The 26,393-nt window shown below is 71.9% G+C and carries 24 protein-coding genes and 2 pseudogenes; 12 read left to right on the top strand and 14 right to left on the bottom strand.

From position 1 onward, the window contains the following. The first annotated feature begins 159 nt into the window (after positions 1–159). From ABZW30_RS28030 to ABZW30_RS28020, 3 genes are all read left to right on the top strand, one after another. On the top strand, positions 160–1,770 hold the full coding sequence (locus tag ABZW30_RS28030) for a phospholipid carrier-dependent glycosyltransferase (RefSeq protein ID WP_355673974.1): 1,611 nt from the start codon (positions 160–162) through the stop codon (positions 1,768–1,770). Continuing rightward, entirely contained in the window at positions 1,770–2,546 is a 777-nt protein-coding gene (locus ABZW30_RS28025) for an ABC transporter permease (protein WP_355673973.1), read from the top strand. The genes ABZW30_RS28030 and ABZW30_RS28025 overlap by 1 nt, the downstream gene beginning before the upstream one ends. A 248-nt stretch (positions 2,547–2,794) precedes the next feature. Further along, positions 2,795–3,379 (top strand): TMEM165/GDT1 family protein, encoded by a 585-nt coding sequence (locus tag ABZW30_RS28020; protein ID WP_355673972.1) that lies wholly within the window; start codon positions 2,795–2,797, stop codon positions 3,377–3,379. 48 nt (positions 3,380–3,427) lie between these two features. Here ABZW30_RS28020 and ABZW30_RS28015 read toward each other — a convergent pair whose 3' ends face one another. Further along, on the bottom strand, positions 3,428–4,432 hold the full coding sequence (locus ABZW30_RS28015; protein WP_355673971.1) for a peptidoglycan-binding protein: 1,005 nt from the start codon (positions 4,430–4,432) through the stop codon (positions 3,428–3,430). A 386-nt stretch (positions 4,433–4,818) separates the two neighbouring features. On the opposite strand from ABZW30_RS28015, the gene ABZW30_RS28010 reads away from it, so the two are divergent. Next, a complete protein-coding gene (locus ABZW30_RS28010; RefSeq protein ID WP_355673970.1) occupies positions 4,819–6,891 on the top strand; it encodes an MFS transporter in 2,073 nt (690 codons plus the stop codon). On the opposite strand, the gene ABZW30_RS28005 is transcribed toward ABZW30_RS28010, so the two are convergent. Both ABZW30_RS28005 and ABZW30_RS28000 read right to left on the bottom strand, forming a co-directional pair. Next, on the bottom strand, positions 6,888–7,886 hold the full coding sequence (locus ABZW30_RS28005) for a S41 family peptidase (RefSeq protein ID WP_355673969.1): 999 nt from the start codon (positions 7,884–7,886) through the stop codon (positions 6,888–6,890). The genes ABZW30_RS28010 and ABZW30_RS28005 overlap by 4 nt on opposite strands. Positions 7,887–7,926: 40 nt before the next feature. Continuing rightward, positions 7,927–8,403 carry a MarR family winged helix-turn-helix transcriptional regulator gene (locus tag ABZW30_RS28000; protein ID WP_355673968.1) on the bottom strand — a complete coding sequence of 159 codons (477 nt, stop codon included), beginning with the start codon at positions 8,401–8,403 and terminating at the stop codon, positions 7,927–7,929. A 62-nt stretch (positions 8,404–8,465) separates the two neighbouring features. Here ABZW30_RS28000 and ABZW30_RS27995 point away from each other — a divergent pair, with 62 nt between their 5' ends. Then, positions 8,466–8,876, top strand: a complete 411-nt coding sequence (locus ABZW30_RS27995) for a cupin domain-containing protein (RefSeq protein WP_355673967.1) — start codon at positions 8,466–8,468, stop codon at positions 8,874–8,876. 92 nt (positions 8,877–8,968) lie between these two features. After that, the gene (locus ABZW30_RS27990) at positions 8,969–9,283 is read left to right on the top strand and encodes an antibiotic biosynthesis monooxygenase (protein ID WP_355673966.1); all 315 of its coding nucleotides are present in this window, start codon (positions 8,969–8,971) and stop codon (positions 9,281–9,283) included. Positions 9,284–9,396: 113 nt separating this feature from the next. Here ABZW30_RS27990 and ABZW30_RS27985 read toward each other — a convergent pair whose 3' ends face one another. After that, a complete protein-coding gene (locus tag ABZW30_RS27985) occupies positions 9,397–10,275 on the bottom strand; it encodes a LysR family transcriptional regulator (RefSeq protein ID WP_355673965.1) in 879 nt (292 codons plus the stop codon). A gap of 198 nt (positions 10,276–10,473) precedes the next feature. On the opposite strand from ABZW30_RS27985, the gene ABZW30_RS27980 reads away from it, so the two are divergent. After that, positions 10,474–11,877, top strand: a complete 1,404-nt coding sequence (locus tag ABZW30_RS27980; RefSeq protein WP_355673964.1) for an MFS transporter — start codon at positions 10,474–10,476, stop codon at positions 11,875–11,877. Positions 11,878–11,926: 49 nt separating this feature from the next. Here the strand turns inward: ABZW30_RS27980 and ABZW30_RS27975 are convergent, their stop codons facing one another. The 3 genes and pseudogenes from ABZW30_RS27975 to ABZW30_RS27965 form a co-directional block, all read right to left on the bottom strand. Next, positions 11,927–14,821 carry a glycoside hydrolase family 3 C-terminal domain-containing protein gene (locus ABZW30_RS27975; RefSeq protein WP_355673963.1) on the bottom strand — a complete coding sequence of 965 codons (2,895 nt, stop codon included), beginning with the start codon at positions 14,819–14,821 and terminating at the stop codon, positions 11,927–11,929. Between the two features lie 252 nt (positions 14,822–15,073). Further along, a pseudogene (locus ABZW30_RS27970) lies at positions 15,074–15,208 on the bottom strand (NUDIX domain-containing protein); the annotation flags it as partial. 96 nt (positions 15,209–15,304) lie between these two features. Continuing rightward, positions 15,305–15,952, bottom strand: a complete 648-nt coding sequence (locus ABZW30_RS27965) for a M15 family metallopeptidase (protein ID WP_355673962.1) — start codon at positions 15,950–15,952, stop codon at positions 15,305–15,307. Positions 15,953–16,047: 95 nt separating this feature from the next. On the opposite strand from ABZW30_RS27965, the gene ABZW30_RS27960 reads away from it, so the two are divergent. Together ABZW30_RS27960 and ABZW30_RS27955 are read left to right on the top strand one after the other, a co-directional pair. Further along, positions 16,048–16,353: a putative quinol monooxygenase gene (locus ABZW30_RS27960; RefSeq protein WP_355673961.1), complete on the top strand. Its 306-nt coding sequence runs from the start codon at positions 16,048–16,050 to the stop codon at positions 16,351–16,353. A gap of 263 nt (positions 16,354–16,616) precedes the next feature. Further along, positions 16,617–17,807 carry a UDP-N-acetylglucosamine--N-acetylmuramyl-(pentapeptide) pyrophosphoryl-undecaprenol N-acetylglucosamine transferase gene (locus ABZW30_RS27955; RefSeq protein ID WP_355673960.1) on the top strand — a complete coding sequence of 397 codons (1,191 nt, stop codon included), beginning with the start codon at positions 16,617–16,619 and terminating at the stop codon, positions 17,805–17,807. Positions 17,808–18,494: 687 nt separating this feature from the next. On the opposite strand, the gene ABZW30_RS27950 is transcribed toward ABZW30_RS27955, so the two are convergent. The 5 genes from ABZW30_RS27950 to ABZW30_RS27930 form a co-directional block, all read right to left on the bottom strand. Next, positions 18,495–18,968, bottom strand: a complete 474-nt coding sequence (locus tag ABZW30_RS27950; protein ID WP_355673959.1) for an NUDIX hydrolase — start codon at positions 18,966–18,968, stop codon at positions 18,495–18,497. Positions 18,969–18,995: 27 nt separating this feature from the next. Further along, positions 18,996–19,187, bottom strand: a complete 192-nt coding sequence (locus tag ABZW30_RS27945) for a hypothetical protein (RefSeq protein WP_355673958.1) — start codon at positions 19,185–19,187, stop codon at positions 18,996–18,998. Positions 19,188–19,457: 270 nt separating this feature from the next. Next, positions 19,458–19,892 carry an NUDIX hydrolase gene (locus ABZW30_RS27940; RefSeq protein WP_355673957.1) on the bottom strand — a complete coding sequence of 145 codons (435 nt, stop codon included), beginning with the start codon at positions 19,890–19,892 and terminating at the stop codon, positions 19,458–19,460. After that, positions 19,889–21,142 (bottom strand): DegT/DnrJ/EryC1/StrS family aminotransferase, encoded by a 1,254-nt coding sequence (locus ABZW30_RS27935; protein WP_355673956.1) that lies wholly within the window; start codon positions 21,140–21,142, stop codon positions 19,889–19,891. The genes ABZW30_RS27940 and ABZW30_RS27935 overlap by 4 nt, the downstream gene beginning before the upstream one ends. Then, the gene (locus tag ABZW30_RS27930) at positions 21,139–22,131 is read right to left on the bottom strand and encodes a Gfo/Idh/MocA family oxidoreductase (protein WP_355673955.1); all 993 of its coding nucleotides are present in this window, start codon (positions 22,129–22,131) and stop codon (positions 21,139–21,141) included. The genes ABZW30_RS27935 and ABZW30_RS27930 overlap by 4 nt, the downstream gene beginning before the upstream one ends. A gap of 155 nt (positions 22,132–22,286) precedes the next feature. Between ABZW30_RS27930 and ABZW30_RS27925 the strand changes: the two genes are divergently transcribed. The 3 genes and pseudogenes from ABZW30_RS27925 (at position 22,287) to ABZW30_RS27915 (ending at position 24,643) form a co-directional block, all read left to right on the top strand. Beyond that, the gene (locus tag ABZW30_RS27925) at positions 22,287–23,600 is read left to right on the top strand and encodes a helix-turn-helix transcriptional regulator (RefSeq protein WP_355673954.1); all 1,314 of its coding nucleotides are present in this window, start codon (positions 22,287–22,289) and stop codon (positions 23,598–23,600) included. 193 nt (positions 23,601–23,793) lie between these two features. After that, a pseudogene (locus tag ABZW30_RS27920) lies at positions 23,794–24,027 on the top strand (helix-turn-helix domain-containing protein); the annotation flags it as partial. Positions 24,028–24,205: 178 nt separating this feature from the next. Then, the gene (locus tag ABZW30_RS27915) at positions 24,206–24,643 is read left to right on the top strand and encodes a hypothetical protein (RefSeq protein ID WP_355674001.1); all 438 of its coding nucleotides are present in this window, start codon (positions 24,206–24,208) and stop codon (positions 24,641–24,643) included. A 10-nt stretch (positions 24,644–24,653) separates the two neighbouring features. On the opposite strand, the gene ABZW30_RS27910 is transcribed toward ABZW30_RS27915, so the two are convergent. Together ABZW30_RS27910 and ABZW30_RS27905 are read right to left on the bottom strand one after the other, a co-directional pair. Then, on the bottom strand, positions 24,654–25,286 hold the full coding sequence (locus ABZW30_RS27910) for a hypothetical protein (protein WP_355673953.1): 633 nt from the start codon (positions 25,284–25,286) through the stop codon (positions 24,654–24,656). A 58-nt stretch (positions 25,287–25,344) separates the two neighbouring features. Beyond that, on the bottom strand, positions 25,345–26,331 hold the full coding sequence (locus tag ABZW30_RS27905; RefSeq protein WP_355673952.1) for an RICIN domain-containing protein: 987 nt from the start codon (positions 26,329–26,331) through the stop codon (positions 25,345–25,347). Positions 26,332–26,393 lie beyond the last annotated feature (62 nt).

The following is a 26,393-nucleotide window of genomic DNA, read 5'->3' as shown; positions in this document are numbered from 1 at the left end:
GCCGACCAGGTCACCTGGTCGGCGCCCGTCGCGCTTGGCTTCCCCGGGCACCGCCACATAGTGTCAGTGGCTGTTGACCGCCCGGCCCCGGCCCGGGCAGCAGACCCGGGCCCGGAGCAGCACCCGGCGGGCCCTGCAGACAGGCGATCGGCGAGGCACATGACGCAAGCGGCGCTCACGCACCCCCCGGCGGCCCCGGCCCCCGCCGACCCCGCACCGGCCCCGGCCGGACTGCTCCGCTGGGCGGCCGACCGCTCCGGCTGGCTCGGCCCGATCGCCGTCGCGCTCTTCGCCGGCCTGCTGCGGTTCTGGAACCTCGGCTACCCCAACGCCTTCGTCTTCGACGAGACGTACTACCCCAAGGACGCCTGGTCGCTGCTCCAGCAGGGTTACGAGGGCACCTGGCCCGACCACGCCAACACCGACATCCTGGCCGTCCCGCAATCCATCCCGCTCGGCTCCGCGCCCGAGTTCATCGCCCACCCGCCACTCGGCAAATGGGTGATGGCGATCGGCGAGCAGCTGTTCGGCCTGCACCCCTTCGGCTGGCGGTTCATGACCGCCCTGCTGGGCACCGTCACCGTGCTGATGCTGGCCCGGATCGGCCGCCGGCTCTTCGGCTCCACCCTGATCGGCTGCACCGCCGCCCTGCTGATGTCCGTGGACGGCCTGCAGCTGGTGATGAGCCGGGTCGGCCTGCTCGACGGCATCCAGATGTTCTTCGTGCTGGCCTCCTTCGGTGCCCTGCTGGTCGACCGCGACCACGCCCGCGCCGAACTGGCCGCCGTGACCGACGCCGACCGGGCCGGGCTCGGCCTGCGCCCCTGGCGGATCGCCGCCGGGGTGTTCATCGGCGCCGCCTGCGCCGTCAAGTGGAACGGCGCCCCGATCCTCGCCGCCTTCGGCATCCTGACCGTGCTGTGGGACCAGAGCGGCCGCCGCGGCGCCGGCGCCCGCCACCCCTGGCGCTCCATGCTGCGCCGGGACGCCGTACCCGCCTTCCTCGCCATGGTCGGCTCCGCCCTGGTGGTGTACGTCGGTGCCTGGAGCGGCTGGCTGGCCAGCGGCGCGGGCGGCGACGGCGGCTACGACCGGCACTGGGCGGACGGCCGCGCCGGGCTCTCCCCGGACCACTTCCTCGGCATCCCGCTGCCGCAGCTCCCGATGAGCTGGGTGCCCGCGCCGCTGCGCAGCCTGTGGCACTACCACTCGCAGATGTACGACTTCAACACCGGGCTGAGCACCCCGCACACCTACCAGTCCAGCCCCTTCGCCTGGCTGGTCGACGGCCGCCCGGTCTCCATGTACTGGGAGCAGATCCCGAACGGCACCCGCGGCTGCACCTCCTCCGGCGGCTGCGCGGCGCAGATCCTGGGCCTGGGCACCCCGTTCCTGTGGTGGGCGGCCTGCTTCGCGCTGGTCTACCTGCTGTGGCGCTGGTTCTTCCGCCGGGACTGGCGCTCGGGCGCCGTGCTGTGCGCGGTGGCCGGGATCTACTTGCCCTGGTTCCAGTACCAGGAGCGGACGATCTTCTCCTTCTACATGGTCGTGCTGGTGCCCTTCCTGTGCCTGGCCGTCGCCCAGATGCTGGGCGCGATCCTCGGCCCGGTCGGCAGCAGCCCCGAGCGCCGCCGGTACGGGGCGATCGGCGCCGGACTGATCGTGCTCGCGATCGTCGGCTGCTTCGCCTTCTTCTACCCGCTGTACACGGCGGAGGTGATCCCGATGTCGTCCTGGCAGGACCGGATGTGGTTCACCAGCTGGGTCTGATGGCGCTTTCCGCCTCCGGTGGGCAGTTGCTGCCGGTCACCCCGGTACTCGGGGTGGTCACCGCGGTGCTGCTGCTGGCCGCGGTGGCGGTGGCCGGGCGGGGCATGCTCGGCCACGGGCGCGCGGTGGCGCGGGCCGGGCTGCGGGCGGCCGTCCAGCTGGCCGCCGTCGCCGCGGTGATCACCTGGGTGGTCGGCTCGCTCTGGTGGTCGGCGCTGTTCGTGCTGCTGATGTTCGTGGTCGCGGTGCGCACCGCCGGACGGCGGATGACCCCGGGCCCCGGCTGGGTCTGGGCGGCCGCCCCGATCGGTGCCGGGGTGTTGCCGGTGCTCGCCCTGCTGCTGGCCGTCGGACTGCTGCCGCCCAAGGGCCTGTCGGTGATCCCGGTCGCGGGCATCCTGATCGGCGGCGGGCTCACCGCCACCTCGCTGGCCGGGCGGCGGGCCCTGGACGAGCTGCGGCAGCGGCGCGGCGAGGTGGAGGCGGCGCTGGCGCTCGGCTTCGAGGAGCGGGACGCCCGGTTGGAGATCTGCCGTACGGCGGCCGCGACCTCGCTGGTCCCGGCGCTGGACCAGACCCGTACGGTCGGGCTGGTCACACTGCCGGGAGCCTTCGTCGGCATGCTGATCGGCGGCGCCTCGCCCGTCCAGGCGGGGGCGGTGCAGCTGTTCGTGCTGATCGGGCTGCTGGCGGTGGAGTCGACGGCGATCGTGGTGGTGCTGGAGCTGGTCGGGCGGGGGCTGGTGACGGCGGGCGACGGCGTCGGACAGGCCTGATGACGGCGTCGGGTAGGCTTGAGCGCGTTGAAGGGGAGTAGCCCTCCACCGGACCGTCGACATACTGGCCCCCACGGGCCCGGCGCCCGGGGCACCTGAACCATCCGATCCGGTTGGTCCGCTGATCCGGACGGGCGGTGCCGGCGAGACCTTCGGCCGCAGTGCTGTGACCATTCCAGTGCTGTCGGGCCGAAGCGACCCCTGACGGAGCTGCGGAGGCCGGACAGCCCGACCGAGGGATTCCTCCGATGAGTTTGACCGTTGCCGCGTTGACGTTCGGCGTCATCTTCCTGGCCGAGCTGCCGGACAAGACGGCGCTGGCCAGCCTGGTGCTCGGCACCAAGTACCGCGCGAGCTACGTCTTCGCGGGCATCGCCGCCGCCTTCGCCCTCCACGTGGGCCTGGCCCTGGCCGCCGGGCACCTGCTCTCGCTGCTGCCGCACCGCTGGGTGGAGGGCGTCACCGGCCTGCTGTTCCTGGTCGGCGCGGCGATGCTGCTGTTCCACGGCGGTGAGGACGACGACGAGCACTCGGCCAAGGAGCCGTCCTCGAACAGCTTCTGGAAGGTGGCCGGGGCCAGCTTCGTGGTCGTCGCGGTCGCCGAGTTCGGCGACCTGACCCAGATCATGACCGCCAACCTGGCCGCCAAGTACGCCGATCCGCTGGCCGTCGGCATCGGCTCCTGGCTGGCGCTCTGCGCGGTCGGCGGGATCGCCATCGTGGGCGGGCAGAAGCTGCTCAAGTACGTGCCGATGAAGCTGATCATCCGGGTGGCGGCGGCGATCATGGTGGCGCTGGCGGGCGTCAGCATCTTCGGGGCGATCACGGGCTGACGTCCTCGGCCGGCCGTCGGGCGGGATGCCCGTCGGCCGGCGCAGGCGTCAGCAGCCGGGATCGGCCGCCAGGACGGCCTGGGTCTTGGGGCCGTAGACGCCGCTCTCGCCCTTGATGTGGTTCGAGCGCTGGTAGTCGGACAGCACCGACTGGGTCCAGGCGTCGAAGGTGCCGGTGACGATCGACTTGTCGACGAATCCGCAATCGGCGACGTAGAGCTGCTGCTGCATCGCCTTGACGTCGGGTCCGCTCATCCCGAGCTGGAGCAGCCGGGGCGTGGGCGTCGCGGTGGGCGTGGGGGTCGGCGTCGGGGTGGGGGTGGGCGTGGGTGTCGGCGTGGGTGTCGGCGTCGGCGTGTGGGTCGGCGTCGGGGTGGGGGTGGGCGTCCTGGTCGGGCTGGGTCTGGCCGTCCGGGTCGAGGTCGGGGTCGGCGTGTCGCTGGTGGGGGCCGGGGAGGCCGGGGGCGGGGCGGCCTGGGTGGGCGGGTCCGACGGCGCGGGGGCGAGCGTGGTGGTGGGCAGCGGCTCCGCCCGGTGGGACGGCTCGGGCGAGGGCGTCACGGCGTACGCGAGGCCCACGGTCAGCGCCAGCAGGCCCGCGCCGACGCCTGCGATCAGCAGCTTGTGCCGCGCGAACGGGCTCTGCGTGGCCTGCTCGGCCGCCCGTCGCGCGGCCCGTCCGTCGGCGGGACCGGCCCCGGGCTCGGACGCCGGGTGGTCGAACGGGAAGTAGCCGATGTCCTCCCCGGCGCCGGGCGGGACCGGGGGCAGGGCGGTGGTGGCGTGCGCGTCCGGCGCGGGGCCCGGCACGGGCGGCAGCACGGTCGTCGCGTAGGCGTCCGCGTCCGGCCCCAGCGGAGGTGTGGCGGGCGGCTGGGCCGGCTGCACGGCCTGCATCGGCTGCATGGCCTGCGCGGGCTGCATCGGCTGGACCGGCGGCAGGAGGGTGGTCGCGAACGGGTCCCCGGTCGGCGGGGGCTCCTCCGCCACCTGACCGGCCGACTGCGGCACGTACGGTCGCACCAGCGGCGGGCCCTCGACGTGCGGGAGCACGGTGGTCTCCGCGAGGCTCGGATCCGGGAGGCAGCCGCACCCGGTTGAGCGTGCGGCGCCGCACGTCGGGCAGTGCTGGTCCGGCATCGGCCGGTCCTCCTCGGGTCTCGGGTCTCGCGATCGCGCCTGATTATGCAGGACGTCCCGGAGGGTGGACAGGGGCGTCCGGCCCCCGGCGGGGGTGTTGTGCCGGTTGGTGGTGGTTGGCTCCCGGGGAAACCGCCGAAACGCGTGGGACGGGCCCGGCGCTTACGTTCGGCTCAACCGGACGGAACAAACCGGAACATATCTGCCAGCATGGGGAACTGGGAGTGATCATCCCCACGGGCACCCGGTCGTCCGGCCCCGCGACCCTACGGAGAGGCCATGTCGCCTGTGGAGAGGCCATGACGGACCCGCTCGCCGCGTCCGACCGGAGCCCGGCGGACGAGCCCGGTCCGCCGGAGGTCACCGTCCCCAACCTGTGGGTGCCGATCGGCGCCCTGCTGCTGGCGATGCTGCTCGCCGCCCTCGACCAGACCATCGTCTCCACCGCGCTGCCCACCATCGTCAGCGACCTCGGCGGCCTGGAGCACCTGTCCTGGGTGGTCACCGCCTACCTGCTGGCCTCCACCGCCGCCACCCCGCTCTGGGGCAAGCTCGGCGACATGTACGGCCGGAAGCGCTTCTTCCAGGCCTCCATCGTGATCTTCCTGATCGGCTCGGTACTGTGCGGAATCGCCCGGAACATGGGCGAGTTGATCGCCTTTCGGGCTCTCCAGGGCCTGGGCGGCGGCGGGCTGATGGTGCTCTCCCAGGCGATCGTCGGCGACCTCGTCCCGCCCCGGGACCGCGGCAAGTACCAGGGGTTGTTCGGCGCCGTCTTCGGCGTCACCAGCGTGCTCGGGCCGCTGCTCGGCGGGCTGTTCGTCGACCACCTCAGCTGGCGCTGGGTCTTCTACGTCAACCTGCCGATCGGCGTGGTCGCCCTGGTGGTGATCGCCACGGTGCTGCACGGGCTGGAGGTCCGGCGCGAGCACCGGATCGACTACCTCGGCACCGTGCTGATCGCCGCCGTCGCCACCTGCCTGGTGCTGATGACCTCACTCGGCGGCACCACCTGGGCCTGGAGCTCCTGGCGGATCGTCGGCCTGGGAGTGCTCGGGCTGGTGCTGCTGATCGCCTTCATCGAGGTCGAGCGCACGGCCGCGGAGCCGGTCCTGCCGCTGCGGCTGTTCCGCTCGCGGACCTTCAGCCTGGTCGCGGTGATCTCCTTCGTGGTCGGCTTCGCGATGTTCGGCGCGCTCACCTACCTGCCGACTTTCCTCCAGGTCGTCCAGCAGGTGTCGCCCACCATGTCCGGCATCCACATGCTGCCGATGGTGCTCGGCATGCTGGTCACCTCGATCGGCTCCGGCCAGATCGTCGCCCGCACCGGCCACTACCGGACCTTCCCGATCGCCGGCACGGCCGTCACCACGGTCGGCCTGCTGCTGCTCTCCCGGCTGGACGAACACAGCAGCACCACCGAGATGAGCTTCTACTTCCTCGTCTTCGGCCTCGGGCTGGGCCTGGTGATGCAGGTGCTGGTGCTGATCGTGCAGAACTCGGTCGGCTACCAGGACCTCGGCGTGGCCACCGCGGGCGCCACCTTCTTCCGCTCCATCGGCGCCTCCTTCGGCGTCTCCGTCTTCGGGACGCTCTTCGCCGGCGGCCTGCGCTCCCGGCTCGCCGACGCCCTGGCCGGCCTGCCGCTCCCGCCGGACTTCCACGTGGAGGCGATCACCTCCGATCCCCGGCTGATCGCCCGGCTGCCGGCCGCCGCCCAGGCCGGGGTCCACCACGCGTACGCCGAGTCGATCACCCGGGTGTTCCTGTACGCCGCGCCCGTCGCGGCGGTCGCCTTCGTCCTGTCGCTCTTCCTGCGCGAGCAGAAGCTGCGCTCCACCGTGACCGCGCCGGACCTCAGCGAGTCCATCGGCCTCAATCCGGTCGAACGCAGCTCGCTGGACGAGATCGCCCGCTCCCTCTCGGTGCTGAGCACCCGGGAGGCCCGGCGGGACCTGTTCCGGCGGATCACCGCCACCGCCGGACTCGACCTGTTGCCCGCCTCCAGCTGGCTGCTGCTCCAGATCCACCACCACGGCTCGACGGAGCCCGCCGAACTGGCCGAGCACCGGATCATCCCGATCGCGGTCGTCGAGGAGGCCGTCCGCGAGGTGGAGGGCCGGGGCCTCGCCGCCCGTACCGGCAGCCGGTCGCTGCGGCTCACCGAAGCGGGGGAGGAGACGGCGCTGCGCCTCGTCGAGGCCCGGCGCACCCAACTCTCCGAGCTGCTGGGCGACTGGGACGAGAAACAGTACGCGGACCTCGCCGAACTGCTCACCCGGCTCAGCACCACCCTCTGCGCCGACCTCCGGGACCGGCCGGACCCGGTCGGACCGGAGCCGCCGTACCGGGGCGAGGGTCGGTCGTTCTAGCGGTCGGCGCTCCTGTCGCTCTGCTTGCAAGCCGTTTGCCGTGACAGCCACTCGACGGCGGCGGCGAGCGTCGGGTCGTCGTCCTTGCGGGGGTCGACGAACTCGTCCGGCTCGATCGGGCCCTCGTGGACGCGGCCGGCGCGGTCGGCCTCGGCGGCGCCGGTGAGCAGCAGGACGGCGCCGTCGGAGAGGCGGTACGGGTCGTTGCCGGTGGGCACCCCGTAGGTGGGAGCGCCGAAGCTGCGTGTGTCCGGGCGGCCGATGAAGGCGATGGTGACGGCCTCGCCCGCGCTGCCCGTCGCCGGGCCGGTGAGGACGGCGACCGGCGGGACGGCGGCGGTGCTGTTGCCGGTGTCCGGCGCGGCCTGCGGGGCGTCGTCCAGGTACGGCACGCCGCCGCGGATCGACCAGGTGCTGCGGCTGCCGTCCGCGGTGACGAAGGCGCCGAGCGGGCCGTCGCCGAGCAGCGGCGCGGCGACGGCGAGCGGCGCCCACATCCCGCCGCCGGTCTCCCGGCGCAGGTCCACCACCCAGCCGCAGGCTTCCGTGCCCGAGACCGCGGTGCGGCCGCGGGTGACGTACTCGGTGTAGGTGTGCTCCGAGCCGTTCACCGCCGGGAGGCTCAAGCGGGCGATCCGGCCGGGCAGTTGGGAGACCGTCGGGGCGTCGACGGTCGCCGGGTCGGCAGTGAGTGCGGCGGCCTGCCCGGGCGGGTAGAACCGGCTGTGCCGATCGCCGAGGGCGGCCACGGCGGTGCGGATCGCGGCGTGGGTGTCGGCCGGGGTGCGGGCCGCGGCTGCCTGGGCGAAGGCCCGACTGCGGACCGTCGGCCAGTCCACCTTCGCGGTGTTCAGGGACTTCCGCTGGAGCAGGTCCAGCGCCTCGGACAGGTAGGTGCGGGCCTCCGGGGACATCCGCCCGGAGCCCGAGCCTGTCGACGAGCAAGCCGTGAGTAGCAGGATGGTGGCCACCGTGATGGCCGTGCGCGCTCTCATCCGATCCCCCCATGTGGTCCGTACGCACCCCGATTGTTGCTCACGGACCGCCGAACCAGCGGGGGGTGTCGAGCCGGAACGGGTCCCCGGGGGCGAGTCGCCGCAGGCCGTCCTCGACCTGGCGGAGCTGCTCCTCGCCGAGGGTCTGCGACCACTCCGCGCGCAGCTCGTCGAAGATCCGCGCCGAGCGGACCAGACAGTCCACCCCCTGGTCGGTGAGGCGGACCACCTTGCGCCGGGCGTCGGCGGGGTCGCTGCCGCGTTCGACGTAGCCGAGCTGTTCCAGGTTCTCGACCGTCTTGCCCGCCGCCTGCTTGGAGACGCCGAGCCGCCGTCCGAGTTCGACGGCGGTGGTGCCGTCGGGGCCGATCGCCTGGAAGACGAAGCCGTGCATCGGGCGCAGGTCGGGGTGCCCCTCGCGGGCGATCCGCTCGTGCAGCTCGTCGATGATCGTCCGAAAGGCGAACAGCAGGCGCAGCGGCAGCTCGAAGCCGGGCGGGGCGGGCTCAGTTGACACGATAGACAACCTCATTGACCATATAGACAATGTCATTGTCCATCTTAGGGGGTTCCTTCGCCATGCCCGTGATCCGTTCGGTCGACGCCCGCCGCACCGAGACCCCGAACGCCGTCATGACCACCTGTGCCTCGCCCACCCAGGGCTCGACCTCCCTCGCCCTGTGGCGAGTTGAAATGTCAGCCGACACGCAGGGTCCGCTGCACGCGATGGACGCCGAGCAGATCTGGACCTTCCTGGCCGGCTCCGTGACGGTGGACCTGGCCGGGGAGTCCCACACCCTCGGCGCCGGCGACAGCCTCGTCCTCCCCGCCGACGCGCCCCGCCGGATCTCCACCGCCGACGGCTTCACCGCCCTCGTCGCCTCCACCTCCCCCTCCCACGCCTACAACCCCGACGCCGTCACCCCGCCCGGCGCCTGCGCCCTCGCTCCGCGTGACGACCGGCGCGTCCTCCCGCCGTGGGTCGCCTGACCTGCCCGCGTGAGGTGTAGGAGACTGCTGACCGTAGGCAGCAACCGAGCCGGAGCCCGCACCCGGGACCCCGGCGGAGGAGAAGGAGCGGCATGTCCGTCGTCAAGATCAACGTACTGACGGTTCCCGCCGAGCAGCGCGAGGTGCTGGAGCAGCGCTTCGCCTCGCGGGCCGGCGCGGTGGAGAACTCGGACGGCTTCGAGTGGTTCGAGCTGCTCCGCCCGGTCGAGGGCACCGACGAGTACCTCGTCTACACCCGCTGGCGCGACGAGGCGTCCTTCCAGGCCTGGATGGAGGGCCCGATGAAGGCGGCCCACCACGAGGGTGAGGCCCCCAAGCGTCCGGCCGCCTCGGGCTCCACGCTGTGGTCCTTCGAGGTCGTCCAGTCGGCGGGCCCGAAGGCCTGACGCCAGGACACGGTGAGCGGCGCGTCCCGGTTTTCCGGGGCGCGCCGTTCGCCGTGTGCGCCCGGCGACGGGCACTTCGGGCGGGCTGGACCCGCCGTGGGCGGCGCGGCGGATCAGGCCGCAGCGGCGTAGAGGACGTCGCGCAGGCCCGGGACGGTTTCGCGGTCGGCGCGCCAGACGAGGCGGAGGTGGAGGGGTGGGGGGTCGAGGGGGAGGCGGATGAGGGTGCCGGCGGTGAGGGGGGCGTGGACGGCGAAGTCGGGGAGGAGGGCGATGCCGAGGCCCTGTTCGGCGCAGGCGCGGGTGACGGCGACGCCGCCGGTGCGGACGCGTTCGACGTCGTGGCCGAGCAGGCGTTCGCCGGCCAGCCAGAAGGAGCAGGCGGGGGCGTTGACCAGGAGGCGTTGGCCGCCGAGGTCCTCGCGGGTGAGGGTGGTGGCCCGGGCCAGCGGGTGGGCGGGGGCGGCGACCAGGGCGAGCGGGACGTCCTTGAGGTCGAGGTAGTCGAGCGGGGCGGGCGGGAGGTGGAAGCCGAGTTCGCCGAGCGGGCCGGCGGTGTCCAGGATCAGCGCGGCTTCCAGGGCCCCGGCGGCGACGCCGCCGAGCAGGGCGTCCCGGGCGGTGTCGGTGTGCAGGGAGACGTCCAGGTCGGGCCGGCGTTCGGCGAGGCGGGCCAGGACGGCCGGGACGTGGGTGGCCGCGATGGTCTCCAGGGCGCCGAGGCGTAGCCGGGCCCGGTCGGCGACCACCTCGCGGCGGGCCTGGTCGGCCTGGTCGAGCAGCTTGCGGGACCAGGGCAGCAACCGCTCGCCGGCCGGGGTGAGGGTCATCCCGCGCGGGGCCCGGTCGAACAGCTCGATGCCCAGGCTGCGTTCGAGGGTGCGGATCTGCTCGGAGACGGAGGACGGTGCGAGGCCGAGCGACACCGCCGCCGCGGTGACGGTGCGGTGGGCGACGACGGCTTCGAAGACGCGCAACTGACGGAGTTCCACTGGATTCCTCGGTTCCCCCGAACGGCCGGCCGTGGTGTGGTCGTGGTCATGTCGGTGCTGGTGCTGGTGCTGGTGCTGTGGGACAGCGTACGGGGGCGTTCGGGTATTCCGAACGGTGTATGAGGGATCGGCGGTGGAGCGGGGCGGGGCGGGGCAGCAGAGTGGGTGGCCGATCCCCCACCGACTTGGAGAAACCCGATGACTGCTCCTGTCCTTGTCTCCGGTTCGGCCGGTTCGGCCGGTTCGGCCGGTTCGGCCGGTTCGGCCGGTCCGTCGGGGGCGACCCGCCTGCGCGCCCTGCTGGGCATCTCGCTCGGCTACTTCATGGTGCTGCTCGACACCACCGTCCTCGCGGTCGCCGAGCCCGACTTGGCCTCCTCGCTGGACAGTTCGACCGCCGGACTGGAGTGGGCCGTCACCGGCTACAGCGTCGCCTTCGGCGCGTTGCTGCTGTCGGCCGGGGCCGCCGCCGACCGCTACGGCGCCCACCGGGCCTTCCGCTTCGGCATCGCCGCCTTCGGCGCCGGCTCGCTGCTGAGCGCGTTCGCGCCGGACATCTGGACGCTGGTGCTGCTGCGCGCCGTACTGGGCGTCGCGGCGGCGGCCTGCGTGCCGGCCAGCATGGCGCTGATCACCCGGCTGTACCCCGAACCGGCCGAGCGGGCCCGGGCGGTGGCCGTCTGGGCGGCGGTCAGCGGCTGCGCGATGGCCTTCGGGCCGCTGGTCGGCGGGGTGCTGGTCGACCTCGCCGGGTGGCGGGCGGTGTTCCTGGTGAACGTCCCGCTGGCGGTGCTGGTGCTCGGCCTGGTCGCCGGGCGGGCGGTGTACGGGCCGCGCGGGGAGCGCCGCATCGACTGGTGGGCCCAGCTGGCCGCCTGCGCGACCCTCGCACTGTTCACCGACGCGCTGATCGCTCTCGGCGACTCCGAGTGGATTCAGGTGAGTTGGGCGGGGATCGGAGCGGTCGCGGCCTGCCTCGCCTTCGTCCGGCGTGAGCGGCGCAGCCCCGCCCCCGTACTGCAGCCGGCCGTGCTGCGGGCGCGCGGGATGGGTGCGGTGCTGCTGGCGGGCGCGGCGGTGAACTTCGCGATGCTGAGCGTGCTGTTCCTGCTGCCGCTGCTGCTGCAGGGGGAGTTGGGGCTGTCGCCGACGGCGGCCGGGCTGGCGTTCCTGCCGATGACCCTGCCGCCGGGCTTCAACCCGCTGCTCACCGGGCGGATCGTGGCCAAGGTCGGCCCGCGGAAGCCGGTGCTGGGCGGGCTGGTGCTGCTGGCCGTTGGTTGCGCGGCGTTCGCCGTGGCCGTGCTGCTCGGCACGCCGTACCCGCTGCTGGCCGTGGGCCTGTCGGCGGCCGGCTTCGGGGTCTCCTTCGCCCTGCCCGCGCTGGTCACCGCCGTGGTCACCACCGCGCCGGAGGGCATCGCCGGTGCGGCGGGCGGCCTGCTCAACGCCGTACGGCAGGTCGGCGCCACCGTGGGCGTGGCGGTCACGGGCGCCTTCGTCGGCGGCGGTGACGGCGAGCTCGCAGTGGCGCTGCTGCTCCCGGCGGCGGTGTGTGCGCTGTCCGCCGTGCTGGTGCGGCGGAGCCGGGCAGCCGCCTGACGGTTCAGGACGGCGGGGTCGAGGTAGGCGCGGCTCAGGAGGGAGCGGCTCAGGAGGGCAGCGTCCAGCGCTGGTTGGGGCCCGCGTGGCAGTCCCAGATCTGCAGCCGGGTCCAGTCGGCGCTGCTGCCGTCCCGGGCGTCCAGACAGCGGTTGGAAGCGGGGTTGAGGAGGGTGCCGTCGCCGCGGGGTTGCCAGCGTTGGGCGCCGGTGCCGTTGCAGTCGTAGAGCTGGGCGGGGGTGCCGGCGGCGGTCCAGCCGTTGGTGACGTCCAGGCACTTGCCGAACGCCTTGAGTTCGCCGCCCTGTTGGACGGACCAGTCCTGCGCGCCGGTGGAGTTGCAGTGATAGAGCTGCACGGCGCTCCCGTTGGTCGTCGCCGCGCGGTCGATGTCCACGCACTGCCCGGCGATGCCGGTCAGCGGGCCGCTCGGGCGGGGGGTGGCCCAGCGTTGCTCGGCGGCGCCCGAGCAGTCCCGCAGCAGAAGTCGGCCGTCGGCGGTGGCGAGGCAGCGGCCGGAGGCCGGGTGGAGGAGCGAGGCGTCCGGGCGTGGACGCCACACCTGGTCGGTGCTCCGGGCTGCGTTTTGGGCGCAGTCCCGCAGCCGGACGGCGGCGCCGTCGGCGGAGCCGTCCGGGGTCAGGCAGCCGTTGAGCACGCCGATGCTGCCGTCCGAGCCGACCGTGGCGTCCTGGGCCGCCGTTCCGGCGCAACCGGCCGTCCGTACCGACTCGTTGGAGTCCGTGGCGGCGGCCTCGGCGTCCAGGCAGGAGCCGTCGGCGCCGGTGATCCGCCCGGACCAGGCGGAGACGGCGGGGGAGTCCGGGACGAGCGCGGCGCCCTGCAGCCTCGGCGTGCGGGAGGAGGAGCCGACCGTCAGACCGTACTGGCCGCCGGGGACCCGCCAGCCGTGGGCGTCGGTGTCCCAGGTGGCGAAGGAGGAACGGTCCAGTCGGAGCTGCACGTGCGTCGAACGGCCTGGCTCCAGCGTGACCTTGTCGAAGGCCTTGAGCTGCTGCGGCGGTTCCCCGGCGGCGGACGGGAAGGAGACGTACAGCTGGGGCACCTCGGTGCCGGTGCGGCTGCCCCGGTTGGTGAGGTCGAAGCCGACGCCGACCCGCCCGGCGGGGTCCGGGCCGGTCACGGTGAGGTTGGCGTAGTCGAAGGTGGTGTACGAGAGGCCGTGGCCGAAGGGGAAGAGCGGGGCGGTGCCGCTCGCGTCGTACCAGCGGTAGCCGACCTTGAGGCCCTCGGTGTAGTGGTAGGCGCCGTCCGTGCCGGGGTACTGGGAGGCGTCCTGGACCGGGGTGGCGTTCGCCGAGGTCGGGAAGGTGACGGGCAGCCGCCCGGCCGGTTCGGTGTCGCCGAACAGCACGTCGGCGAGCGCGGCGCCGCTCTGCTCGCCCGGATACCAGGCCTCGACCACGGCCGACACCGCGTCCAGCCACGGCATGGTGACCGGACCACCGGTGTTCAGCACCACCACCGTGCGCGGATTGGCCTTGGCGACGGCCCGGATCAGCGCGTCGTCCGCTGCGGCGAGGTCGAGGGAGCCGCGGTCCGCGCCCTCGGTCTCCTCGTCGCCGACCACCACCACGGCGGCGTCCGCCCCGGCGGCCACCGAGGCCGCCGCGGACGCGTCGTCGCCCGGGTGGTAGCGCACGGAGACCCCCGCTCCCACCCTTGCCGCGATTCCCTGGCGGGGCGTCACCGTGTGCTCGGTGTAGGGGGTGACGTGCGAGGATCCGCCGCCGCCGGTGTACGCCCGGTCCGCCCACGGGCCGATCACCGCGACGGACCTGAGCCGGGTGGAGTCCAGCGGCAGCACCGCCCCCTGATCGCCGGCCGCCTGGTTGCGCAGCAGCACCGTCCCGGCGGCGGCCGCGGTCCGGGCGTCGCGTGCGCCGGCGGCCGGGTCGGAGGCGGGCGGCTGTCCGCCGTCGAGCGCCCCGGTGCGCACCATCAGCCGCAGGACCCGGCGGACCTGGTCGTCCAGTACGGCCGGGGCGAGCCGTCCGTCGGCCACCGCGGCGGGCAGGTCGGCGAAGTACGTCGAACCGCCGAACTCCTGGTCCAGGCCGCCGGTCGCCGCGTTGACGGTGGAGTGGGTGGCCGGGTAGTCGGAGCCGACCACCCCGTCGAAGCCCCAGCGGCCCTTCAGCACATCGCGCAGGAACGGGAAGTGCTCGCACGCCCAGATGCCGTTGACCGGGTTGTAGCCGCACATCGCCGACCAGGCCCGGCCGCTCCGGACGGCCGCCCGGAAGGCCGGCAGCTCGATCTCGGTCAGCGTACGCTCGTCGACGTCCGAGCTGTACGACTGGCGGTTGTCCTCCTGGTTGTTGGCGGCGTAGTGCTTGACCTGCGCGGCGATGTTCCGTGCCTGGATGCCGCGCACCTCGGCGGCGGCGAGCTGCCCGGCGAGGAACGGGTCCTCGCCCAGCGTCTCGAAGTTCCGCCCACCTTGCGGGATTCGTACGATGTTCACCATCGGCCCGTACAGCACCTGGTAGCCGCGTGCCCTCGCCTCACGGCCCAGGACGTCGCCGTACGTCGTGGCCAGCGCGGGGTCGAAGGCGGCGGCCAGCGCCACGGGCGCGGGCAGGGCGGTCGCGGGCTGGCCGTCCCGGACACCGGCCGGGCCGTCGGACAGCAGCAGCGGCGGGATGCCGAGACGGGGGACACCCCGGACGTAGCCGACGGAGTGCACGCCGTCCGGGGCGCCGACGCCGCGGAGGAGGGTGGCCTTCTCGGTGGTGGTGAGCTGGGAGAGCAGCGACTCGATGCGCTGCTCCTGTGGGGAGCCGGCCCTGGGGTGCTGCGGGGTGGTGGGGGCGGTGGGGGTGACGGGGACGGCTGCGGCACTGCCGGTGGTGGCGGCCGCCAGGAGGCAGCCGCCGAGCCCGAGCCGGAGGAGTCGCGCCCACAGGGGGATACGTCGCATGGCAACCACCGATCGACAGAAAGGGACCTAGCCGGGCGGGCCTGGTGAAATGATGACGTTCCGTCAAATTTACGGTGGACCTACACTGGAGGGCAGGTGGCGTGCCAGGGCGTGTCGGGTGCATTCGGGGTGCGCCGGGCCGACTCCGGGCTTCCGCTGGGATGTTTAGCCGAACGTTCAGCCGGACGTTCAGCCGGGCGCTCAGTCGGGGAGTGCGGCGTCCAGGTACTCCTGCACCGGTCCGAACATCGGCTCGATCTGCCCGGCCGGGAACTGCCAGGAGAACTGCCCCTCGGCGACCCGTCGCCGCACCATCAGTACCCGGCCATCCTGTACGACGATCGCAACGGCGATGCCGGGGAGTTCCTCGGCACTGTGCCCGGTCACGCGTGCTCTCCTCCGGGCGGTTGCTGGACGTCGAGACCATCCTGACCCCAGCCCTCGTTCGGGCGTGACCCCATAACCGTGTGTCGTGGTGGCCGGCTACCGGTCTTCCGGGCCGTAGAGCGCGGTCGGTGCGCCGGTGGCCAGCGCCCAGTAGCGGTCGCCGTAAGACCAGTGCCACCACTCCGTCGGGTAGTTGACCAGCCCGGCGCCGGCCAGGACGCCGCTGAGCAGACGCCGGTTGGCGCGGGCCTGCGTGCTGATGCCGTCGGCGTCGGTGTAGCAGGCCCCGGCGCTCTCCTCGGGGCTCGCGTTGACCCTGGTCCCGAGGTCCAGCTCACGGCCGTCGGCATCGACGAGGGTGAGGTCGACGGCGGCACCGGCACTGTGCGGTGCGATCTCGGGCGGCGAGACGTACCGGCTGGTCGCCGACCTGATCCGGTCGTCCGGCCAGTCGGGGTTCGCGGTGCGCAACTCGGCGGCGTACTCGTCGAAGTAGCGGCTCTGGAGGGCGGGCGGCCGGTAGCCCTCGACGAACAGCAGGCGGATGCCGTCGGGCAGCTTCGTCTGGGCGTCTAGGAGCCGGTCCAGGACGCCGGTCCGCAGCTGGGCGAACGCGCCGGTGCCGTCCTGCTTGCGGCCGTCGACCGGCAGTTCGGGGCCGCGTACGTCCACGAGTCGCTCGCCGCACTCCCGGACCGGGACCGCGGCCACCTCGGGGTCTGACATCAGGATGATCCGGCTCAACAACGTCTCCTCGGCGGGCGATTGGGTGGTTCGCCGAATCATTCTCATCGACCGCCGTCGATAGCGTGATCGTCTCAACGTACTTGGAGGTCCTCATGCCCATTGTCATTGCCACGATCAAGACCAAGCCCGGCCGACGCGACGAAGTCCTGGCCGCCTTCGAGAAGCACACCCCGGCCGTCCACGCCGAGGACGGCTGCGAGCTCTACGCCGTCCACGCCGGCACCGACCGCGTCACCGTCGTCGAGAAGTGGGCCGACCAGGCCACCCTGGACGCCCACAGTGCAGGCGACACCCTGACTGCCATCGCCGCCGCCATCGGCGACGCGCTCGCCGAGCCCCTCGACATCGCGGTCATGGAGCCCTTCCCCGCCGGCGACGAGGCCAAGGGTCTGATCTGACCCTCACAGCCCCCGCGCGCGCCGGCCGCGCGGTCGGGGCGCGCGGAGGCTGTCGAGGACGTCATCCATCGCACTCGTCGTGAACCGAGCGCGCCTCGGGGCCTCACTCCGAGGCGCGCTGCGGATCCGACGCGACGGATGCCGAATGTCACGGCCGTGACGGTGGTCGACCCGAGTCGTGATCGCCGGACATTTTCCAGGTGTCTGATGTGGCATCAGATCAGTTGCGCAGAAGGCCTATCGGCAGCTGGTATGTTCCACACGTGAACCGCGACGCCAGTGCTCTCGTCTCCCGCCTCGGACGGCCCCTGCGGCTGATCGTCACCGGCGGCGGGACGGGCGGGCACACCTATCCGGCCCTCACCGCGATCCGCACCCTGCGGTCACGGCTGGCCCACGCCGGCGGCACCCTGGACGTGCTGTGGATCGGCACCGCCACCGGTCTTGAGGCCAAGGTCGCCGCCGCCGAGAACATCCCGTTCAAGACCGTCGCCACCGGGAAGATCCGGCGCAGCGCCAACCCGTTCAAGCTGATGTCGCCCGCCAACGTGAAGGACATGGGGCGCGTCCCCCTCGGCGTCGCCCAGGCCCGCTCCGCAGTCACCGCCTTCGACCCGGATGTGGTCCTCGGCACCGGCGGTTACGTCGCCGTGCCGGTCGGGCTGGCCGCCCGGATGTGCCACCGGCCGCTGGTCGTTCACGAGCAGACTGTCCGGCTTGGTCTGGGCAACCGGGCCCTGGCCCGGATGGCGGCGCGCGTCGCGGTCTCCTCCGAGTCGACGTTGGAGTTCCTGCCCGAGGGTGCCCGAGCCACCGCCGTGGTTACCGGCAACCCGGTGCGCCCCGAGGTGCTGACCGGCCAGCCGGACAAGGCGGTTCAGGCGCTGGGCCTGTGGGGCTTCGACGGCTCCCGGCCGACCGTGTACGTCACCGGCGGCGCGCAGGGCTCCCAACAGATCAACGGGTTGGTCAGCGAGATCCTGCCGTGGCTGCTCGGCCACGCCAACGTGATCCATCAGTGCGGCCCCAGCCACGAGACCGACCTGCGCGACCGCGCGGCCTCGCTTCCGGAGCACCTGCGCGGCCGGTACCTGGTGACCGGCTTCGTCGGCCCGGAGCTGCCTGACGTGCTCGCCCTGGCGGACGTGGTGGTCTCGCGCAGTGGCGCGGGGACGCTGGCTGAGCTGACCGCCCTGGGTCGCGCGGCGGTGTTCATCCCGCTGGCGACATCGGCCGGGAACGAGCAGGAGCACAACGCCCGCCACCTGGCCGACGCCGGCGCGGCGGTCGCGCTGCTCGGCCGCGCCACTTCGGACACCCTGCGGGCCGAGATCGGCCCGCTGCTGACCGACCCGGCCCGCCGCGCGGACATCGCGCGGCGGGCCGCCGAGCACGGCCGGCCGGACGCCGCCGAGCGGCTGGTGGACGTGCTGTTGTCGGTTGTGGACCGCTAGGCCTGTCTTTCGCAGGTCCTTCGTTGAGGCGTTTTGACGTCGGGGTGGTGTCCGGGACGGGGTGCGGGGCGTTGAAGGTGGCGTGCCCGTCTTCAGCGGTTCGGCCCGTTCTCGGGTCCACCGTTCCTGCGCTGAGCTTCTGACCACCTCGGTGATGGAGAAGCGGCTGGGCTTTCTGCCCGCGTCCGCGTGGTTTCTGTGCCGTCTGGACGTCGCCGGGATCATCGACGGGCTGTGCCCTGTGGGGTCCCTCACCATAGGGAGGCTCCGCGAACGCCTCGGCGAACACCTGCTTCAACTTGTTCTCCAGCTCGGCAGTGTGCTCACCGTCCAGGAGCTGAACCGTTACCGTCACGCCGCCCTCTGTCTCCGGGCCGAAACCCCGAGTGCACGAAGTTCCTCAACACAGTCTTGTGCTACTGCCGTATCCACGCGAGCCGCCAGCGACGCCACCATGCGCAGCCGGTCTGCCAGCCGGGCCGAAGGGGCAACGGAGTTGTGCGGGGTTGCGTAGGAAGTCGATTAGCCGACTCCCTATGCAATAGGGGACAGGTGATCGGTGAGTGATGTTGGCCTTCGAGGCCCTCGAAGGCCGACATCAGGCCCTGTGGCTGCTTTCTTCACTTACCAGCTCCACACGGTCAAACTTGCCCGCGTGCCCGGGCTTGGCGGCCCGGGCACGCGGGGTCACGTGAGGGGAGCACCGTGCTCCAGATAGACGGTCTCGGCGCGAACCCGGGCGGTGCAGGCGGCGTGGACCCGGCGGGCGAGGCGTGGAATGAGGAGTGCGTCGAGCTGGTCGCGGAAGTGGAAGGCGTGTTCGCTGATCTCGACCTGGTCGACAGCGATCTGGTCGAGCCGATCGGACGGGAGGACTCCGCCGTCGAAGACGAAGAGGAGTTTGTCGCCCTCAGTGGGGTGGGGTGCCCAGTCGGCGACCAGGAGGCGGCCGATCGGCGGCGTGATGCCGAGTTCCTCCTTGACTTCCCGGGCCGCTCCCGCGCTTGGGGTCTCACCCGCGTGCAGGTAGCCGCCGGGGATCTCCCAGCCGGGTTTGTAGGTCGGCTTCACGAGGAGTACGCGGTCATCCCCGTCGAAAAACAGCACGCCGGCGGCGGAGCGCGGCTGAGCCACGACCTCGTTGAACTGGGAGTTGTTCACGGCGATGACTGTAGCCGTCGGTGGCCATCACCCGGTGATTCCGAGCCGGTGCGCGACGCGCGCAAGCAGGTAGCTTGGACGGCCTCGCTGTTGGCGGACCCAGTCGGTCACCAGTTGCCTGGGGATGAAGTGGTAGCCGACTTGTTCGGGGGCCAGCTCCTCGGCGTCCAGCGCAAGCGCGAGCGCCTCATCCATGCGGTTCTGCGCGCTGCTGGGCAACCCGCCAGCCGAGCTGCCTGGGCTTCGGGATTGACTGTCTTCACGGCACCCGCCTGATACCGTCCGCCGATCCGGCACCCGCCGCGCCCGCTTCGCCACGTCTGGCCGGCCAGCGGCGCGAGTGGCCTTCCGCCGGACGTGCTGGGCTTCCAGCCGCGCGGGCCCCGGTGGGAGCTCTGGGCCCCGCCCTTGCTGGCTCCAGAGGTGAAGCGGCCCGCTCCTCGATGGCTTCGAGGAGCGGGCCACTCAGCAGAGCCTGACGGCTCTGACTCAGGAGGTGATCAGGTTGCGGACTGCGTCGCTGACTTCGGGCAGGTTGCTGGGCTGAGCCCACTGGTGAGCGTCGTGCTCGGTCAGGACGATCGGCTCGGTCTTGTCCACAGTGACAGCGAAGTTGAACTGGCGAGTGGTACCGCCGTGGCTATTCTTGTAGTCGAAGTGCCCGATGTAGCCAGTGACCTGGTCGACGGTCAGGCCGGTTTCCTCGACGGTCTCTCGGTGGAGGGTGTCCAGGATGGTCTCCCCGGCCTCGACCGTCCCGGAAGGGATCTCCCACAGGCCGCCCATGTAGTCGTCGGGGTTGCGGCGCACGAGTAGGACCCGCCCGTCGTGGTTGATCACGGCGGCGGCGACGAAGCCGGTGATGCCGGCGGCTGAGGCGTCGGCCGCCAAGCCGGCCACGAACTCGGGGGAGGTGACGGTCACAGCAGCTCCTTGTGATGGTCGCTGATCTTCACGGCCGCACGGGCGTACCGCTCGGCCAGCGCCAGATCCTGCTCACGATGCCAGACCGGGAGCTTGATCGTGTGGGCATGGGCATGCTCGGCGACCGGGAAATCGCCCGGCTCGTACCGCCGGTGGGAGTTCGGGTGGCCGGGGAACAGCATCGTCGGGTGCTGGTAAAGCGGCAGCTGGTTCATCGGACAGGTGGAGCCGGGCCGGTCGAACTCGGTGGCGCCCTCGGCGATCAGCGCCTGGTGGAACTTCTCGATCGGCAGGCCGCCGAGCTCGTCCGGCTTGTAGGTGAGCGTCAGCCCGTACCAGGACGGGACCACCCCTTCGGGCATCTCGGTGACCTCCAGGCCCGGTATCCGGGCCAGCTGTCCGGTCAGGTAGCGCGCGATCTCCGCCCGGCCGGAGAGGTAGCCGTCCAAGCGAGCGAGCTGGTCGTGGGCGATTGCGGCGGCGAGGGGGTGAATACGGAGCTTGAGGCCGGCCCCGGTGACCGCGAACCGCGCGAGCGAATGGCCTTCCGGGATCTCGGTCTTGGCCTGCTTGTTGTAGTGCGCGAGCGTGATGACCCGGTGGTACGTGTCGTCGTCGTCCGTCAGGACGAACCCGCCCTCACCGCCGGACAGTGGCTTGGGTCCGTTGAGGGAGAAGGCCGAGGCCAGGCCGAAGGTGCCGACCTTCTGCCCGGTGATGCTGGCCCCGTGGGCGTGGGAGCCGTCCTCCAGCACCACCAGGTCGTGGGCGTTCGCCACGGCCACGAGGTCGGTCATGTCGGCGGGCTTGCCCCACAGGTGGGTGACCATGATCGCGCGGGTGCGCGGGGTGATCAGCTCCTCGACCCGGTTCGGGTCGATGTTGCCGTCCGGCCTGGTCTCGCACAGCACCGGCACGGCGCGGAGGTGGAACAGCGGGGAAGCGGTGGCGTGGAAGGTCCAGGCCGGGACGATGACCTCGTCGCCGGGCTTGATCCTCGCGGCCCAGTAGGTGGCGTGCAGGGCGGCGGTGCCGGAGCTGGTGGTGACCGCGTGTCGGACGCCGAAGTAGTCCTGCAGGCCGTCCTCCAGGTCGGCGACGATGCCGGACCGGCCGGGGAGGGAGACGGCCGCGTCCAGCTGGGCGGCGACCTTGGCCCGGGTGGTGTCGTCGATCGGCGGCCACTCGAAGTGCGGGCCGGCGGCGGTCACTTCGGGCTGGCCGCCGAGGAGGGCGAGGGTTGAGGTCACAGCATCTCTTTCGGGTCGATGTAGCGCCCGGCTGCCTTGGACTCGTAGCAGGAGGCGATGAAGGCGGCGTGGGCGAGGTGCTGTTCCGGGCCGGAGGTGTTTGGGCGTTCGCCGTCCAGGACCCGGCAGAAGTAGTCGATCTGGGCGGTCGATGCGCTGGCGGGCGCGTGCGGCCGGGCGAGCTCCTCCACGACGGTGCCGCCCAGGTCGAGCCGCTGGAGGTGGCCCTTGGTCAGCAGCACCGAGCCGCGGGTGCCGACGACGTGCAGCTTCTCGGTCTTCGGGGCCGCCCAGCGCGAGAGTAGGACGGAGCCGTAGAGGTCGGATTCGTAGCCGAGCTGGATGACGGCGGTGTCCTCCGCGTCGTAGCCGGCCTCGGGCAGGGCTGTGGCCGAGAAATCAGCGATGACGCGATTGGGCAGGCCGAAGTACCACAGCAGCAGGTCGATGAGGTGGTAGCCCATGTCGATGATGCAGCCGCCACCGGCCTGCTTGACGTCCCCGCGCCAGCCGGCGCCGGGGTCGTCGGTGTGGAAGGTGTACTGGCCGTCGATGAGGAACGGGGTGCCGATCTGGTCGAGGAACTGCACCACGCTGGTGTAGATCGGGTTGAACCGCCGCTGGAGGGTGACCATCAGCTCCACCTGCCCGGCCTGGCAGATCGCGGTGAGTTCGCGAGCCTCGGCGAGCGAGGTGGCGAACGGCTTCTCCTTGAGGACGTGCACGCCCCGGGCTGAGCACTCTTCGATCACGGCCCGGCCCGCGTGGTGCGGGACGGCGACGATCACGAAGTCCGGACAGGCGGTGTCCAGCAGGTCGGCGGCCCGGGTAAAGGCAGTTACCTGGAGGGACTTCTGACGCTCGCGCAGGATGTCGGGGTTGCTGTCGCAGATTGCGACCAGTTCGGCCCTGCCGGAGCCGAGCAGGCCGGGCAGGTGGTCCTCACGCGCCTGGTGGCCGAGACCGATGACCGCAGCGCGTCGCTTCATGGGCAGACTCCTTCCGCTTAGTGAAGGAAGTTCTTCGATGTGTGTCGAGTACAGCCCAACTCACCGTCACTGAACAGGCATTGTCTGTAGTCCCGGGGTTGTCCCGCTCTCGCTGGCAGTAGGCTCGCGGTCACTGTCGATGATGGGATTGGCCCGTGGACGACCCGATCCGGCACCCCCTCGCCTACGCACGCGTACTGCGCGGCTGGTCGCAGGGCGACCTTGTCGCCCGCCTCGACCGGGCCGCCCGCCGCCACGGGCTCCTCTCCGGCGCGGACAAGGCGGCCGTCAGCAGGTGGGAGAACTGGCGCAAGACGCCGAACCTCGACTCCCAGCTCCTGATCGCCGAAGCCTTCGGCGTCAAGGTCTCGGAGATGGAGGCGTACGGCTGGCCCCACTGGCTGCCCGGACGCGACGAACCGCTGCCGCTGGGGTCCGCCTACACCGTTCAAGCCCTCCGCGATGCACAGAGAGCCTCCATGGACCGACGCAGCTTCATGACCTACAGCGCTATCTCGCTGGCCGGCCTCGCCGCCCAGTGGGCCACGATCGAACCCGAGCGTCTCACGTCGGCCCCTGGGGGCAAGCGGGTGGACGCCGAACTCGTGGATTGGCTGGAGGACACCAGCACGAAGCTGACGGCCCTGCCCACCGAGCAGCGTCAGCACACGATCCGCCTGATGGACGCTCACCTCGCCACGGTGGCCGAGCTGATCGAGGACGGCCGCTACAACGAGAGCACTGGCCGCAGGCTGCACCTGCTGGCGGCCTCGCTCGCCACCACCTGCGGATGGCACCGCTTCGACCAGGGCCAGCACTGGGCGGCCGGGAAGCTGTGGGGTGCGGCCCTGCAGTCCGCGCACGCCGCCGGCGACCGCGACCACGGCGCCGGAGTGCTCTCCGACTTCGCCTACCAGTCGAACTGGCTCGGCGAGCCGAAGGTTTCCGTGGACCAGCTCGGATACGCGCTCTCCGGCATCGAGCACCCCACCGCCCGATCTCTGCTGTTCCTCCGCCGGGCCAGGGCCCACGCCGCGCTCGGCGACCGCTCCGCCTGCTACCTCGATCTGTCCGAGGCCGAATCCGCCCTCGCCGTCGAAGCCGCCGACCCCGCACCCGGCTGGTGCGCATGGATGAGCCCGGCTGACCTCGCCGTGGACTCCGGCCAGTGCCTCCTCGACCTCGGCCGAACCGACGAGGCCCATGCCCGGATCGCCGAGGGCATGACCCTGCTGCCCCGCGCCAGGGACAAGACACGTGGCATCTTCCTGACCTACCAGGCCAAGGGCTACCTCCAGGCCAACGACGTTGAGCAGGCACTCGCCGTCACCAGTGAGTCGCTCGACCTGGCCACCCGCATCGGCGCCCCGCGGTGCGTCGCCCTGGTTCGGGAGCTTGCGCCGGCCTTCAAGCCCTACCGCCAGGTCGACGGCGTCCCGGAGTTCCTGGAGCGGTTGAAGGCCAGCTGAGCACACCCGCCGGGGAAGGCCGATCGCAGAGCCGCTGCTCGACCGGTCGGGACCGCCGCAGCGCTGGGGCGCGACCTTCAGACTAGATGCCGCGCTTGTGACGAGTTCTTCTGCTGCCGTGAGGCGCCCGTTAGCTAGCACGAAATGTGTGGAGCCGGGGGCGCGCCGGGTTGTGTGCGCGTGCGCTGCCCGAATGGGTGATGTGGATCCGAGTTTGACGTGTCGTTACCGAACTAGGGTGAACATTGCGGCGCGGATGGTCCTCGACAACGGGCATGTCGTCCGTAAGCACTCGCTGAGTTGGGCGGCACGGGGCCTTCTTGGCTACCTGCTCAGCTTGCCGGATGGGGCGCGGGAGGACGTCCGGACGCTCGCCGCGAAGAGCGTGGAGGGGCGGGCGACCGTCTCGCGGGCGCTGCGGGAGTTGGAGGCGGCGGGGCATTACGTCCGGCGGACGTTGCGGGATCCGGTCACCGGGCAGGTGCGGACGGTCGTTTCGGTGCATGAGGTGCCGGTGACAACGGGCAAGGCGGTTCACACGGTGCCGCCGGTTCCCGTGGCTCCGGCCGCCGGGCCGCCGGGCCGCCGGGCCGCCTGGAGCTGGGGTGGCGGGCGACGGGATCGCGGGAAGCCCTTCCAAGGAACTGAGGGTCAAGGAAGTGGAAGTCCCTTCCGTCCCTCCGTCCGAGAAGTTGACGGCCGGCATGGGGCTTCTGCTCGAACTCGGGCGGCGGGAGCCTCGTATGGATTTGGCGGGGAAGCCGTTGACCGACCTGGCGGTGCGGGTGGAGGGGTTGCTTGCGGGTGGATGGAGCAAGGACGTGCTGGCGGGGATTCTGGGCGCTCCCTTGCCGGAGAAGGTGACGCACAGCGTCGGGGTGATCGTGGCGGCTCGGATTGCGAAGGTGCCGCCTGTGCCTGTGGCACAACGTGCAGCAGACGGGCCGCGCCGGCACGAGTGCCCCGGGCAGGGCGGGATGTGCGGGCGGCCCGTCGCGTTCGCTGGGCAGATGTGTGGTGTCTGTCGGGCGGATCAGACCTGAGCGGTGCTGCTCACCAGGAGAAGAAGTCAGGCAGGCCGGTGACCGGCGGCAGCGGCGCGTCGGCCGGGAGGGGGCGGATCTGGACGAAGGCGTGCTCGAACTGGGAGTAGGAGAAGCCGTCCAGGCCAGGCGCCACTACCAAGGCGTTGTCGCCCCGGCGCCAGATTCGGTACCGCCAGCGGTAGTTGGGCCCCGGGCGTCGCTCATGCGTCACGTCGTGGTCGGGCGGGCCGAGCAATGCGGTGAACTGGGCGACGACGGCTTCCAGTTGGGATCCGAAGGCCCCGGTCGGCGGGTGAACGAGGCCTTGCCAGCCGGGCAGCGCGCCCCAGAAGTCCTCCGACATCGCCCGGTCGGGGTGGACGTAGTACTCGTACGCGAACGGCATGGCGAAGCAGTCGTCGCCGTACACGAAGTGGCCTGCGGGCGTGTAGGCCCTCTCGTTGAGGTCGCCCAGGTAGCCGCCGTTCGGGCGCCAGCCGGCATCGGTCATCGCCTTCCGGGTGATGCCGATGTCCTCCCAGTCGAGTTCCGCCATCCCGGCGATCTGGGCGGCCAGTTCGGGGCCGACGGGGCAGGCCGCGACGATCCAGGGGTCGTCCTCGTCCTCGTCGTCGGTGCTGTCGTGGGGCTCGTCGGACACCGGGGTGAACTCCCGTTCTGGCTCGCAGTTCGAACGTTCACCCTAGTGGCAGGCCCGATCAGAGCGAGTCGCGGACCTTGATGTAGCCGTTCTCGACCACGAACTTCTGGTTCTGGTTGGCAGCGCCGCAGGTGTAGAGGAAGACGTTGTCGCCGTTGCCGCGGTCGGGGCCGACGTCGATGCACATCTCGTCGGCGGTGCCGACGGTCCGCTGGAGGACGAACGAGCCCTCGCGCAGCAGCCAGGTCTGGTTGGCGCGGGCGGCCTGGGTGTACTCGCAGGCCCAGATCCGGACGTTGTCGCCGTTCTCGCCCGTGTAGTCGGCGTCGAGGCACATCTCCTGCGCCGTCCCCACCGTGTCGGCGACCTTCACCCGGCCCCCGTCCAGGACGAAGCGCTGGTTGGTGTGCCCGAGGCACTGCCACACCCGGACGTTGTCGGCGTTGAAGCGGGTGTTGCCGACGTCCAGGCACATGGCGCTGGAGGTGCGGGGCGGGGTGGCGACGTTGAGGGTGCCGTTGTCGATGGTGTAGGCCGTGCCGCTGTCGGGACGCATGTAGCGGAAGCTGCCGTTGCCGCGCGGGAGGGTGGTGCTGTCCGGCGCGTACGGGTCGACGGTGACCTGCGGGGAGAAGCGGAAGTAACCGCCTGACGGCCAGCCGCTGTTGCCGCCGTTGCGGCCGTAGCCGTCGCAGGTGAGGGTGAGGTTTCCGTTGCTGAGGGTGCAGTTGCGCAGGCCGACGTTGTTGCCGGTCCAGGATGCGCCGTCGCCGCTGTACTCGGTGGGGACGGTGGTCTGGGCGGGGAAGGTGGTGTTGCCGGGGGCGGTGAAGACTGCCGTCATGCCGGAGGGCGGGAGCAGGCCGGCGCCGCCGGTGTTCTGGTACGTCCACGGGACGGCGCCGGTCTGGCCGGGGGCGATGGTGGCGGTGGTGGGGACGTCGCGGCCGATGAAGGTGACGGCGGCGGCGGGGGAGACGAAGGCGGCAGCGAGCGTGACGGTCGTCGCGGCGATGGTGGCGGTACGGGCGAGGGTTCGGATCACGGTCGTGATGATCGTGGACGAACGGGAAGATCGAAGGCGTACGGCGCGCCAGGGAAACGGCG

The organism is Kitasatospora sp. NPDC004669, from assembly GCF_040609455.1.
Classification (GTDB): domain Bacteria; phylum Actinomycetota; class Actinomycetes; order Streptomycetales; family Streptomycetaceae; genus Kitasatospora.
This window is presented reverse-complemented; position numbering and strand designations above follow the sequence as displayed.